Origin of the sequence: Commensalibacter sp. M0355, assembly GCF_016101365.1 — a bacterium.
GTDB classification, from domain to species: Bacteria; Pseudomonadota; Alphaproteobacteria; order Acetobacterales; family Acetobacteraceae; genus Commensalibacter; species Commensalibacter melissae.
This window is the reverse complement of the sequence record NZ_JACFQQ010000002.1, coordinates 44325-58926: the sequence shown is the minus strand read 5'-3', so window position 1 is coordinate 58926 and position 14602 is coordinate 44325. Positions and strand designations below refer to the sequence as shown.

Sequence of the window (14602 nt, the reverse complement as noted above, 5' to 3'; positions counted from 1 at the left end):
ATAAAGATCTTTGATCAGGAATTAGGATAATGACACCGATTATTCTTTTCTATATTTTCGCAATAATTTTGCTACTATCAGCATCGATGGTTGTTTTTGCTCGAAATTCAGTTCATGCAGCCCTATTTCTAATTCTTGCATTCTGTAATGCCGCTGGATTATTCATGCTGGCCGGTGCCGAATTTTTGGCTATACTTTTGATAGCCATATATGCTGGTGCAGTCATGGTTCTGTTTATGTTTATTGTAATGACAATGCAAATAGAGCTGGTCCAGTTAAAGGAAGGAATGCAACGTTACATGCCTGTGGGTTGTATCATTGCTTTTATTCTTGTCGTTGAATTTATTATGATTGCCATCCATTGGCATGTTGATCCTGAATTGATAGGCAAGGGTCAAAATTCTGCGTTGCATGATATTTCGAATACCAAAGCATTGGGGGATATTTTATATACGCATTATGTTTTGTTATTCCAGATTTGTGGATTAATCCTGCTTGTTGCAATGATCGGTGCAATTGTCTTGACCCTGCATAAAAATCCTAAAAACCGTAGACAGAACATTATGCGCCAACATATGCGCGAACCTAGCCAAACTCTGGAAATTCGTGATGTGCCCTTGAATAAAAGCATTCAGGATATTGGCGGTTTCCTTCGTCCCAAAGAGACTTATTATGGTGTTGCACAAGAGGATTCCTTCGGTCCAAAACCTGGTGATAAAACCGATATTACTGAAAAAAGACAACAAAGGGAGCAAATGAAATGAATATTTTAAATTCTGTGGGGCTTGCTCCCTATATGATTGTCAGTGGTATTTTATTTTCAATTGGTCTGTTTGGTGTTTTTGCCAATCGGAAGAATTTAATTGTTATATTGATGTCTATTGAATTGATGCTTTTATCTGCAAATCTTAATTTAATTGCATTCTCTTCTTTATATAGCAATTTAACAGGGCAGATTATGGTTATGTTTAGCCTTACAGTCGCCGCTGCAGAATCTGCCATCGGACTTGCCATCATTATGGTATTTTATCGTAATCGTCGGTCGGTGGAAGTGCAAGATACGATGATGATGAAGGGGTAAAGAAATGACATCATCATTATTTATTACAGCTGTTATCTCACCCTTGGCTGGTTTTTTATGCGCAGGGTTAATGGGGCGGATAATCGGTGATTCATTTGCAAAGTTTATTTCTATTCTTGGAATGTCCATATCGGTTACATGTGCATGGCTTGTAACTTGGCAATTTTTTGCCAATCATATGGATAGTCAAGTCGTTCATTTCATGGAGTGGATCAATGCCGGTAATTTTCATATTAACTGGTATTTGAAACTGGACAGTTTGTCTGTCGCCATGTTGACGATGGTATCAAGCATATCCTTGTTAATCCATATCTATAGTATGGGATACATGTCGCATGACACGATGCCAACTTATCGTTTTTTTGCATATTTATCTTTATTTACATTCAGTATGATTGCCTTGATTACCTCTAATAATCTGGTTCAATTGTTTTTTGGCTGGGAAGGGGTAGGTTTATGCAGTTATTTACTTATTGGATACTGGTATATGCGTCCAGCAGCTATATCAGCCGCAATCAAGGCTTTTGTTGTAAATCGTATTGCGGATCTATTTTTTCTCGTAGGCATTAGTTTGCTTTTTATCACGACCGGTTCGGTTTTTTATAATGAAATATTTCAAAAATTACCTGATTTAGTTCAACTGCATTATCATTTATTGGGTTTTGATTTCCAGATATATGAATTTATTGCATTCCTGCTATTTGTCGGGGCCATGGGAAAGTCTGCCCAATTGTTTTTTCATGTATGGTTACCGGATGCAATGGAAGGACCAACGCCAGTTTCCGCACTTATTCATGCCGCAACTATGGTGACAGCAGGTGTATTCTTGATGGCAAGAATGTCACCCCTGGTTGAATTGGCTCCACATGTTAAGATATTCATTATTGTTATAGGATCATTAACAGCATTATTTGCCGGTTCTGTTGCTTTGGTACAATCAGATATTAAGAAATCCATTGCTTATTCAACCTGTTCTCAGCTTGGATATATGTTTGTCGCAGTTGGTGTGGGAACCTATCAAATTGCAGTATTCCATTTAACGACACACGCTTTTTTCAAGGCATTGTTGTTTCTTGGTGCGGGATCAGTGATTATCGCGCTTCATGATGAACAGGATATGTTCAAGATGGGTGGATTGTATAAAAAATTACCTTTGACTTGCATATTGATGTGGATAGGCTGTTTAGCATTGGGTGGAATATATCCATTTGCAGGTTACTGGTCAAAAGATGCCATTCTGGAAGCTGTTTGGGCAACCCAATCTTCCTTGGGATATGCGGCTTGGGTTGTATTGTTATTAACTGCGTTTCTTACAAGCCTATATAGCTGGCGGATGTTGTTTCTTGTGTTCCATGGAAAACCAAAACATAAGGAAAATTATGATCATGCAAAAGAATCTCCTTTCTCTATGACTTTACCCATGATCATACTTGGTGTTTCATCAATTATTGGAGGCATTATCCTATATCCTTATTATATAGGTTCTCAACAAGTTATATTTTGGGGAGGTTCAATTGTTAATGTTTCAGCTAATTTGCATATGATTATTGAGCAACATACACCTGCAATTATTGCATTAATGCCACTTATACTTGGTATACTGGGTATTTTAATCGCTTATTTATGTTATATAGTTAATCCGAATATCCCTATATCATTAGCTCAGTCAATGAAGGGGTTTTACCGTTTTCTATTAAATGCATGGTATTTTGATAAACTTTACGATGTAATAATTATCCGTCCTTATGCGGTTTTGTCTAAGGCATTATGGAAAATTGGTGAAAAAGATATTATCCAGGAATTTCCTGTCATACTGGCGCAATTTACAAATCGTTCTGCCAAAGGGATATCCTGGATTCAAAATGGTTCTTTTGCTTTATATGCTTTTACCATGGCAATTGGGTTGGTGGTTATCGTCGCCACTTTCCTGATCTATCAATGATATTAAGTTAAGTCAGGATAAATCCGATGAATTGGACGCTTGCTATTCCAGAAATTGTATTAACAATTGGTGGTCTTATTATATTGTTATTCGGGGCGCTGCAAAAAAAGGAAAATTCCTTTTTTCCCTCTGCCATTTTTTCCACGGCAATATTTATTGCCGCGGGATTTTTAACGTTAACCAATGCAAATGGGTTGGCATATTACGGGTTATTTGTAAATGATGAATTTTCCCGTTACATGAAATTGCTGGTTCTTATTGCAGGTTTATTAACAATTATTTTGTCCTTGGATTTTAATAAAAAAAATAAAACAACATATTTTGAATTTATAGCGTTGATCATTTTTTCCACGGTCGGTGCAATGGTTATGGTCTCCTCCAATAATCTTATGAGCCTGTATCTTGGACTGGAGCTATCTTCGTTATCTTTATATATTTTATGTGCAATTGATCGTAACAATCCGTTATCAGCTGAATCTGGGATAAAATATTTCATTTTGGGATCAGTCGCGTCTGCAATTTTACTTTATGGTATTTCAATGCTTTATGGCGTAGCTGGAAGTATGGAATATAACAATGTTCATAAAGCCATTGCAGCGGCAAATTATAATAATATGGGTTTTGTCGTGGGACTGGTTTTTGTTTTAATCGGAATATGCTTTAAAATTTCTGCAGTACCTTTTCATATGTGGACACCGGATGTTTACCAAGGTGCTCCAACGCCTATTACAACCTTTCTTTCGACGTCGCCAAAATTTGCAGCTTTTGCATTATTTTTACGGTTAATGACGGGACCTTTTGGAACCCTATCCTATCAATGGCAGTTTTTGATTGAAGTTATATCATTGTTATCCATAATTATTGGAAGTATTGGTGCTATATCTCAATTAAATATTAAAAGAATGATGGCTTATTCTTCAGTTGCACATATGGGATATGCAATGGTTGGATTAGCCGCAGGAAATTCAAATGGCGTTTTGGGAACGATCATTTACTTGACAACTTATCTTTTCATGAATGTCGGAACTTTTGCCGTGATTACATCTATGACACGAAAAGGTAAGGTTGTAGAAAACATAAATGATTTGGCCGGACTTGGTAAAAGTGATCCGGGCATAGCGGTTGCTATGGCAATTTTCATGTTTAGTATGGCAGGTGTTCCGCCACTTGCAGGATTCTTTGGTAAATTTATGGTTTTTTGGGCAGCTATTCAGGTTCATTTATATGTACTTGCAACAGTTGGAATTGTTGCCAGCGTTTTAAGCGCTTTTTTCTATCTTAGGATTGTCAAGATCATCTTCATGGATAAATCTCATGGACAACTTGATCATCGTTCATTATCAATTTCTTTTATGTCCTTTGGTATGAGCGCGTTAACGGTAATTTTTATCATATTTATGGGCCCAATGATGCATGTTGGACGCATTGCGGCTAAATCTTTGTTTAATTAATCATTTAAGTGTCTAAACGTGGAAAAAAGAAGGTTCTGGAAATTTGAACATTATTCCACGTTATCGTCTACCAATGATCACTGCATTGAGATGGCCAGATCAGGACATAAAACAAATCTGGCTGTTTTGGCTGACTCTCAGTCATCACCACGGGGAAGCCGTGGGCGCAAATGGATCGAACCTCAGGGTAATTTAGCCTTTTCTTTATTATATTGGCCAAGATCATCAAATATAAAATTGAATTGGATTCCGTTTGTTGCAGCATTATCTCTTTATGATGCTGTAAGATTTTACAGCAAAGTCGATCATGAATTATTTATTAAATGGCCTAATGATCTATTGTATAAAAACAGGAAAATTGGTGGAATTCTAATTGAAAGCAATATTTCCAAGACCAGTCAATTAGAATGGTTGGTTATGGGTTTTGGTGTCAATATCAATAGTTATCCTGATTTGAATAGAAAATTGGGTTGTTTAAAAGATTTTGTAACTAAACCACCCTTAGCAAAAGAGTTATCAAAGAAAATTATATATTATTTTGATTACTGGATAAATTTTTTAACAAATGACCAAGAAAAAATTATACGTGAGGCATGGATAAAGAAATCAATACCTTTAAATTCAAAATTAACTGTAAATTTACAGCAAAATAGTTGGGAAGGAATTTATTGTGGTATTGATGAACATGGGTTACTATTATTACAAACTGTAAAGGAAATGCGAAGTTTCTCTACGGGTGAAGTTTTTTGGTTAGATAATTCTCAGGATTGTTAAAGCGTGTTAATGGTCATTGATGCGGGCAATACCAATGTTGTATTTGCTATACATAATGGTGAAAAATGGGTGGGTTCATGGCGAATGAGTACAATTCCCAACCATACATCAGATGAATACGCCGCGACATTACTTATTTTACTGCAAGCATGTGGGATAAAAACTGATCAGATTGACAACATTATCATTGGTACTGTTGTTCCCCCGATTTTATATCAATTGAGATTATTGTGTCGACAATGGTTTGGCGTCGAACCTCTTATCGCTTCATCTGATCTGGATTGGGGATTCAAAATTTTAATTGATAACCCTCATGAAGTGGGTGTTGATCGTTTGCTAAATGGCCTAGCAGCTCATACTCTATTTGGGGGTCCTTTAATTGTTGTGGATCTAGGGACAGCCACAACATTTGATGTTATTGATGAAAAAGGAAATTATTGCGGAGGAATTATTTCACCCGGTCTTACTTTATCTTTGGAATCTCTACATAAAGCCGCAGCTCGATTACCAAAGATCGGTATAATGAAACCCATTTCCGTGATAGGCAAAGAAACAGTTAACGCAATGCGATCAGGTATATATTGGGGATATATAGGTCTTATTGAGGGTATCATAAAAAGGATTGGAGCCGAAGCTAATTGTTCCTATCGCGTTATAGGAACAGGCGGATTGGCATCCTTATTGGCAGAAGGTACCGATATTTTTGAAAAAATTAGTCTGGAATTAACGTTAGAAGGTTTAAGATTGCTTGCAAATCGTAATAAAACATCATAGTAAAAATAATAAAAAGGATAAACATGAATGAAACTGCAAACGATTTTGCCTTTCTTCCCTTAGGAGGAACAGGTGAAATTGGTATGAATTTTAATTTATATCGTCTTAATGGGTCATGGCTTGCATTTGATTGTGGCATTGGTTTTAGTGGTAACGACATGCCGGAAGCCGATATTCTGGTGCCTGATCCTGAGTTCATCATTCGATATAAAGATAGTTTGTTAGGATTGGTTATCACTCACGCACATGAAGATCATATCGGTGCGATAACATATCTTTGGGAAGCATTGGAGTGTCCAATCTATGCAACATCGTTTGCCGCTTCAATTATTAGAAGAAAATTGAGAGAGGCTAACTTACTGAATGATGTCACAATTCATCTGATTGATATTGGAGCCCGTATCAGAATTGGGGAATTTGATCTGGAATTTATACCTGTAACGCATTCTATACCTGAAGCGCAAAGTGTTGTAATTCGCACTCCTTATGGAACAGTATTACATACAGGTGACTGGAAATTCGATCCTGATCCTGTAATAGGTCATCCAACAAATCTTTCAAAATTTGCCGAGATAGGTGATGAAGGTGTTTTGGCAATGATTTGTGATAGTACGAATGCGATTGTCAGACGTGCGCCTGAATCAGAGGGTGCCGTCAGAAAAAGCATGGTTGATCTTATTGCTAATATCAGGGGAAGAGTTGCAGTAACTTGTTTCGCAAGTAATGTCTCAAGGATCGAGACGATTGCTTATGCAGCAAAACAGGCCAATCGCCCTGTGGTAATTATTGGCCGCTCTTTGCAGAATATTGAAATTGCAGCACGTGAAAATGGATATTTTCGGGGTATTCCTCCGTTTTATACGGAACAGAATATGAATGAAATTGATCAGGAAAATGTTGTATTCATTATTACGGGAAGTCAAGGGGAGGAAAGATCAGCCTTAACTCGTATTTCCTATGATACACATCAACATATATCTTTTGGTGTTGGAGATACTGTTATTTACAGCAGTCGTACAATTCCAGGTAATGAATTGGCAATCATGCGTGTACAGGATAATCTGGTGCGTCGCGGGGTCAGGGTAATAACATCCGTAGATCATTTGGTTCATGTTTCAGGACATGCCAGTCATGATGAAGTTACAGAATTATATAAACTGGTAAAACCAAAATACGGCATTCCTGTTCATGGTGAGTGGGTTCATTTGAATGCACAGGCGGAAATTGCCAAGTCTTGTAACTCTGAACCTATCCTGCTTGAGGATGGAGATATCATTCAATTGGCACCAGGACCAACCAAAATTGTAAATAGTGTACCTTATGGCCGCTTGACGGTTGATGGAAACAGGCTTTTATCCATAGATGGGAACGTATTGGCGGCACGTCGACGCATGCTTTATAACGGTGTTATTGTTGCAAGTTTTGCAGTGGATGATGAGGGTATGTTGTTGAGTGATCCAAATATAAGCGCGCCCGGTTTACTGGATCAGTATGATGATTGTGATCTTATTATTGATAATTTTGCCGATGCAATTGAACAATTGCCAAGAACAGTTCGGTTGAATGACGAAGAATTAATTGACAAATCGAAATCAATACTAAGACGTATTCTGGGGCGTAAGCTTGGTAAAAAACCGCTTATCGAGGTTCACGTCATACGGTTGTGATATTCTATTGATATTGAGTAATATTGATCGATTGTAATGTTTCATAAAAATATGGTTTTAATAGGATAAATATGCGTCTATCGTCCAGTTTTCTTCCAACTTTAAAAGAAGATCCAGCTGAAGCTCAAATTATCTCTCATCGTCTCATGTTAAGAACAGGGATGGTTCGGCAAATGTCTTCTGGTATTTATGCATGGCTGCCCTTGGGCTTAAGAGTTCTTGACAATATATCGAGAATTGTGAGGGAAGAACAAAATGCTATCAATGCACAGGAAGTTTTGATGCCAACTTTGCAATCGGCGGATTTATGGAAACGTTCTGGGCGTTATGATGCTTATGGACCGGAAATGCTTCGTATTGTCGATCGTCACAAACGTGATCTTTTATATGGTCCCACGAATGAAGAAATGATAACGGATATATTTGGACAATTTATAAAATCCTATAAAGAACTTCCACAGCTTTTATACCAAATTCAGTGGAAGTTCAGGGATGAAATTCGTCCACGTTTCGGTGTGATGCGTGGACGGGAATTCTATATGAAAGATGGATACAGTTTTGATCTTAATTATGAAGATGCCGTTGTAACCTATCATAAAATGATGCTTTCTTATCTCAGGACATTTCAAAGAATTGGTGTAAAAGCAATTCCAATGTTGGCTGATACAGGTCCGATAGGCGGGGACTTAAGCCATGAATTTATTATTCTGGCATCTACGGGTGAAAGCGGGATCTATTTTGATTCTGATTTCACGGAACAGAACTGGCTTGAAATGCCGGTTGATACAAATGATAAGGAATCCTTGGCCGCTTTCTTCCAACGTATGACACGATTTTATGCCGCCACTGATGAGAAACATGATCAGAATGAGTGGCAAAAAGTTCCAGAATCCAGACGCTGTGAAGGACGTGGAATTGAGGTAGGTCAAATCTTCTATTTTGGAACAAAATATACAGAGGCAATGAATGTTTCTGTGATAGGACCTGATAGTGACAAAATAAATCCTCACATGGGTTCTTATGGTATTGGGGTTTCCCGTCTTGTCGGGGCAATAATTGAATCATCACATGATGATCAGGGGATAATATGGCCAGATGCTATTGCTCCTTTCAAAGCCGTGATTATTAATTTGGGATTGAAGAATCAAGCTTGTAAAGATGCTTGTGAAGCATTGTATAAAATGGATCAAGAACAGTTTTTATATGATGATCGTGATGAACGGGCTGGAGTGAAATTTGCAGATGCTGATTTGATGGGGCACCCTTGGCAAATTATTATCGGTCCAAGAGGGATAGGTAATAATGTTGTCGAGATTAAACGTCGTGAAACCGGCGAAAGAACGGAAGTATCTATAGAACAGGTGATGAATTATATTTCCTCTTATCAAGGGTAATGGATTTATGTTTGGCTCTTTTGAAAGAATGGTTGCAAAACGATATCTTCGTGCTAGAAAAGGCGAGCGTTTTGTTTCAATAATAGCTATTTTTTCATTGATAGGAATAGCCTTGGGTGTTGGAACATTAATAGTCGTCATGGCTGTCATGAACGGTTTCAAGGCTGATTTATTGGGACGTATATTAGGCTTGAATGGAGATTTGAGTGTATACAGTCAATCTTATGATGGGCCAACCTCTTTAAGGGGATATAATAATTTATCCAACAGAATTGAACAAATGCCCCATATTACATCAGCCATTCCCTTTATTGAAGGACAAGTGTTGATAAGTGCTGGAAATTTCAACTCTGGTGGAATGGTTAGGGGAATGACAGCTTCTGGTTTGGAAAAACTCAAGGTCATTAGTAAAACCCTTGATCCAACAGTTTTGAAACAATTTCAAGGCGATGATGTCATCATTATTGGTGAAACTCTTGCTGAGCAAGCAAATCTGGGAGTTGGTTCAAGGTTAACTTTAATTTCACCTAAAGGGTCCGCAACAGTAATGGGTAATATTCCCAGAATCAAATCCTATAGAATCATTGGTATATTTGATTCTGGTATGCATGAATATAATTCCAGTTATGTTTTTTTACCGATGCAAGCTGCACAGAAATATTTTCAGCTTGATGATGAGGTAACAGGAATCCAGATATTCTCAAATGATTCAACCCATATTCAAGCTGTTACGCATCAACTTGAGAATTCGTTTAGAAATGATAATCTGAAATTTGTTGATTGGACTCAGAGCAACAATGCTTTTTTTGGAGCAGTGCAAGTTGAACAGAATGTGATGTTTCTTATTCTGGCGTTAATTATATTGGTTGCTGCTTTTAATGTCATATCCTCTTTGATTATGATGGTCAAGGATAAAACACGTGATATTGCAATACTTAGAACCATGGGGGCATCACGTGGTGCGATAATGCGGATATTCCTGATGTGCGGGGCATCTGTTGGGGTAACAGGAACACTGATAGGAACTGTATTGGGAATTTTATTTTGTAAAAATATAGAACATATACGTCAGGGTTTGCAAAAAATCACGGGAACAAATCTATTTAATCCTGAGGTTTATTATCTTGAACATTTGCCGGCTAAGTTAGATTGGGCAGATGTGATACAGGTTGTGTCAATGGCTTTGTTCCTTTCTTTACTGGCGACATTATATCCATCTTGGAAAGCAGCAAAAACGGATCCAGTTGAGGCATTGAGAAATGAATAATCAAGTCGTCCTCCAGTTAGATAAAATTTCACATGCCTATAAAAATGGTGATGGGAACCTTCAAATTTTGCACAATGCTGATTTTACGCTCAATCATGGTGAAATTGTTGCCCTGATTGCTCCTTCTGGTACGGGTAAATCAACCTTGTTGCATATTGCAGGATTGCTTGAAAAACCCCAAAAGGGCGAAATTATTATTCAAGGTCGAAAATCTTCCAGATTGAATGATCGGGAAAGAACGCAATTAAGATTAAATTCAATAGGATTTGTTTATCAGTTTCATCATTTGCTTGCTGAATTTACTGCCTTGGAAAATGTTTTGATACCACAATTGATAGCAAGGAGTTCTAAAACGAAAGCGGTAAATATAGGTAGGGACTGGTTAAAGAAATTTGGTCTTGGTCATCGTGTCGATCATTACCCAGGAAAGTTGTCTGGTGGAGAGAAACAGCGGGTCGCAATTGCACGGGCTATGGTAAATTCACCAAAAATTCTATTGGCGGATGAACCAACGGGAAATTTAGATGAAAAGAATTCCGAGCATGTTTTTAATTTGCTGTTACAGGTTGTACGTAGTGAAGGTTTGACGGCTTTGATCGTTACTCATAATCATTGCCTAGCCACCAAAATGGATCGGGTTGTTACCTTGCATGAGGGCAAAATAATTCCTTGTCATTTATAATAAGGTATAAAAATAGATGTCTCTTGCCTCTTTTATCCATCTTCGTAGCCATTCTGCATATTCACTAAGTCAGGGGGCTATTCGCATACCTCAAATGGTTAAGCTGGCCAAGACAATGAACATGCCAGCTATCGCAATTACGGATACAGGAAATCTGTTTGGAGCATTGGAATTTTCAAAAACCTGTGTTGATGCAGGCATACAGCCGATTATTGGATCCCAGATCGGTATTCCCGTTTTTGGTGAACAACCGCGTCATATTACAAATTGGCCAATTGTTTTGTTGGCCCAAAATGATATTGGATTGTTGAATTTACAATTTCTTTCATCAGAAGGTTTTCTAAAAGGAGATCCATCGGATCCCTTTGTCAATGTAGATACAATATGTGAACATTCAGAGGGTTTAATTCTTTTAACTGGAGGAACACGCGGGCCTATATTTCAATTATTATCTGAAGGTCAGGAAAAGCATGCATCTATGTTGCTTGAACAGTTTGCAAAAGCTTTTCCAGGGCGTTTGGCTGTTGAATTGCAACGTCATAATCTGGCTGAGGAAAAATCGGTTGAGCCAGGTTTAATTAATCTGGCAGACCGGTATGGCTTACCCCTTGTAGCAACAAATGAATGTTTTTTTCCGACTCCTGAATTGTACGAGGCGCACGATGCGCTAATTTGTATTGCGCAGGGATGTACTGTTGATATGCAGGATCGTTGGAGAGTTACACCTGAACACTGGTTCAAGCCACCGGAAATGATGTGCGCTCTGTTTTCGGATCTTCCTGAAGCATGCGGTAACACGATTGAAATCGCAAAACGGTGTGCAGTTAAAATTGAAACCAGAAAACCTATGCTGCCACATAGTAGAAAAATAAAGGCGGGGACAACGGCCGAGGATACGCTTGAACATATGGCAAAAACAGGTCTGGAAAAACGTTTGATATCCATATGCGATCTTACACAAGATCATCGCCAGAAATATGTGGATCGTCTTGATTACGAAATAAATATTATCAAGAATATGGGGTTTTCAGGTTATTTTCTTATAGTTGCTGATTTTATTCAGTGGGCCAAGGAACATGATATTCCTGTCGGACCGGGAAGGGGATCTGGGGCAGGATCCTTGGTGGCCTGGGCATTGACGATTACTGATTTGGATCCTTTGCGCTTTAATTTGCTGTTTGAGCGCTTTTTAAATCCTGAACGTGTTTCAATGCCGGATTTTGACATCGATTTTTGTCAAGACCGACGAGATGAAGTCATTGAATATGTAAGACAAGCCTATGGAACCAATCAGGTGGCACAGATTATAACTTTCGGAAAATTGGCTGCGCGTGCTGCTGTTCGTGATGTTGGTCGTGTTCTTGGATTTCCTTTTGGAATGGTCAATAAGGTTGCTGAACTCATACCAAACAATCCCGCCCATCCAGTTACCTTGAAACAGGCCATTGAAACTGAACCTAGATTGCAGGAAATGCAGGCAACAGATGAAAATATACATCGTCTTTTACAAGTGGCTTTGCAGTTGGAGGGATTATACCGTCATGCAGGTACGCACGCAGCGGGTGTGGTCATAGGGGATCGTCCGCTGGTTGAACTTGTGCCACTTTATCGTGATCCAAAAAGTGATATGCTTGTTACGCAATATAATATGAAATTTGTCGAACAGGTTGGGTTGGTTAAATTTGACTTTTTAGGATTAACCACCCTGACGATTTTGCAGCGAGCTGTTAAAATGCTGGAAAAGTTGGGACAACATATTGATCTGTCAAAAATTCCACTTGATGATACCCTGACTTATGAAATGTTGAGTCGAGGTGAATCCGGAGGCGTTTTTCAATTTGAAGGCGCCGGGATGCGTGATGTTTTGCGTCAAATGCAACCCAGTCGTATAGAGGATCTGATTGCCGCTGTCGCTTTGTACCGACCAGGCCCGATGGCCAATATTCCCGATTATTGTCGACGTAAGCATGGAGAGGAATGGCAATCACCGCATGAAAAAATAAGGGATATTCTTGAAGAGACTTATGGCATCATGGTCTATCAAGAACAGGTCATGCAAATTGCCCAGAGATTGGCTAATTATAGTCTTGGAGGGGCGGATCTCTTACGTCGAGCAATGGGTAAGAAAATTCGTTCCGAAATGGATAAGCAGCGTGAGATTTTTACTGAAGGTGCAACTAAAAATGGTATTGATCGGCAAAAAGCGATAGAGATATTTGATTTGATGGCGCGGTTTGCTGATTATGGGTTCAATAAATCCCACGCTGCTGCTTATGCTCTGGTTTCTTATCAGACAGCATGGATGAAAGCGAATTATCCAGTGGCTTTTTTTGCCGCGTGTATGTCACTGGCACGAGAAAAGACGGATAAGTTAGCCATTCTTCGACAAGAGGCCAAAAGAATTGGCATTTCTGTCTTGCCTCCTGATATCAACAAATCCGGTGCTGATTTTGAAATTGAGAAACAACCTGATGGCAGTTTGGCTATACGCTATGCATTAGCTGCAGTTAAAAGAGCGGGTTTTAGCGCCATGGAAGCCTTGGTTCACGATCGGGATGGTCGAGATTTCAAAAATCTTGCAGATTTTGCCGAACGCATTGATTATCAGAATTTAAATAAGGGCCAACTTGAAAATCTTGCCAAGGCGGGTGTTTTTGATTCAGTCGAAAATAACAGACATAAGGTTTTTGTATCAGCCGAAGTGATTTTACGGAGAGCCCATGCACGAAAAGAGGAAAAAGCAAGTGGCCAAATTGGATTATTTCAAAATGCCACGGCACAAATAGCAGAACCGTTAAAAATTAACAGTGTGGCTGAATGGCCCGAAATTGAACGGTTAACTTTGGAAGCTGAGGCAATAGGCTATCATATGACAGCCCATCCACTAGATTCGTTTAGGGCTTTACTGATCAAATTGGGAATACAACCGATAAATAATCTCGAAACAATTGCTCGTTCCGGAGAGGGAAGAATTAAACTTGCTGGCTGTATATTAAATTGTAAGGAACGTCCTACCCGTAAAGGGACCAAAATGGCTTGGGTTGGATTATCGGATAAAACTGGAGCCTGTGAGATAACTTTTTTTTCTGAAAGTTTGAACCGTTTCCGTGATTTGCTTGTAACTGGTAAAATGGTTATCGTAACGGTTGATTTAAGGTTGGATGCAGAAAATTTGCGTATAACGGCAAATCACGTGGAAGATCTTGAAACAGCGATATCCGGTTTGGTCAAGGAACTCAAAATATGGATTGATGACGTCCAAGCTGTAGAAACAATTTCAAAATTGTTGGAAAATACGCAGAAAGGCAATGGAAAAATCATTTTAATTCCCAATCTTGTTCAGCAACAAGAGGTGGAAATTTTATTACCAGGATACTATAATGTATCACCCGTTCTTGCACAGCATATCAAAGTGATCAATGGCGTTGAAAAAGTAGATCAATTCTAAAAAATAAAAAATTATAATAAAATTTTTTGAAATAATTTGTTAATCAGGCTGGTTTTAACATCATAAATGATAAATGGTCATTAATATTTTACAATAGGTTTAATCAGTTATAAATCATAGAG

Annotated in this window: 11 protein-coding genes; all 11 read left to right on the top strand. The window is 38.4% G+C overall.

The annotated features are described in order from the left end of the window. Positions 1-29 precede the first annotated feature (29 nt). On the top strand, positions 30-764 hold the full coding sequence (locus H3T44_RS04055) for an NADH-quinone oxidoreductase subunit J (protein ID WP_198196212.1): 735 nt from the start codon (positions 30-32) through the stop codon (positions 762-764). Next, positions 761-1081, top strand: a complete 321-nt coding sequence (gene nuoK, locus H3T44_RS04050) for an NADH-quinone oxidoreductase subunit NuoK (protein WP_122123503.1) — start codon at positions 761-763, stop codon at positions 1079-1081. The genes H3T44_RS04055 and nuoK overlap by 4 nt, the downstream gene beginning before the upstream one ends. Positions 1082-1085: 4 nt before the next feature. Further along, positions 1086-3023, top strand: a complete 1938-nt coding sequence (gene nuoL, locus H3T44_RS04045) for an NADH-quinone oxidoreductase subunit L (RefSeq protein WP_122123504.1) — start codon at positions 1086-1088, stop codon at positions 3021-3023. Positions 3024-3049: 26 nt separating this feature from the next. Further along, on the top strand, positions 3050-4474 hold the full coding sequence (nuoN, locus tag H3T44_RS04040; RefSeq protein ID WP_198196210.1) for an NADH-quinone oxidoreductase subunit NuoN: 1425 nt from the start codon (positions 3050-3052) through the stop codon (positions 4472-4474). Positions 4475-4492: 18 nt separating this feature from the next. Beyond that, positions 4493-5248: a biotin--[acetyl-CoA-carboxylase] ligase gene (locus H3T44_RS04035; RefSeq protein WP_198196208.1), complete on the top strand. Its 756-nt coding sequence runs from the start codon at positions 4493-4495 to the stop codon at positions 5246-5248. Positions 5249-5251: 3 nt separating this feature from the next. Next, a complete protein-coding gene (locus tag H3T44_RS04030) occupies positions 5252-6022 on the top strand; it encodes a type III pantothenate kinase (RefSeq protein WP_122123507.1) in 771 nt (256 codons plus the stop codon). A gap of 23 nt (positions 6023-6045) precedes the next feature. Further along, positions 6046-7689, top strand: coding sequence for a ribonuclease J (locus H3T44_RS04025; protein WP_110438953.1), 1644 nt, complete (start codon positions 6046-6048; stop codon positions 7687-7689). Positions 7690-7760: 71 nt separating this feature from the next. After that, complete coding sequence (gene proS, locus H3T44_RS04020) at positions 7761-9083, top strand: proline--tRNA ligase (RefSeq protein WP_198196207.1); 1323 nt, start codon at positions 7761-7763, stop codon at positions 9081-9083. Positions 9084-9090: 7 nt separating this feature from the next. Then, positions 9091-10350: a lipoprotein-releasing ABC transporter permease subunit gene (locus tag H3T44_RS04015; RefSeq protein WP_198196205.1), complete on the top strand. Its 1260-nt coding sequence runs from the start codon at positions 9091-9093 to the stop codon at positions 10348-10350. Continuing rightward, on the top strand, positions 10343-11032 hold the full coding sequence (locus tag H3T44_RS04010) for an ABC transporter ATP-binding protein (protein ID WP_198196203.1): 690 nt from the start codon (positions 10343-10345) through the stop codon (positions 11030-11032). The genes H3T44_RS04015 and H3T44_RS04010 overlap by 8 nt, the downstream gene beginning before the upstream one ends. Positions 11033-11048: 16 nt before the next feature. Further along, positions 11049-14480: a DNA polymerase III subunit alpha gene (gene dnaE / locus H3T44_RS04005; RefSeq protein ID WP_198196201.1), complete on the top strand. Its 3432-nt coding sequence runs from the start codon at positions 11049-11051 to the stop codon at positions 14478-14480. The last annotated feature ends 122 nt before the right edge of the window (positions 14481-14602 follow it).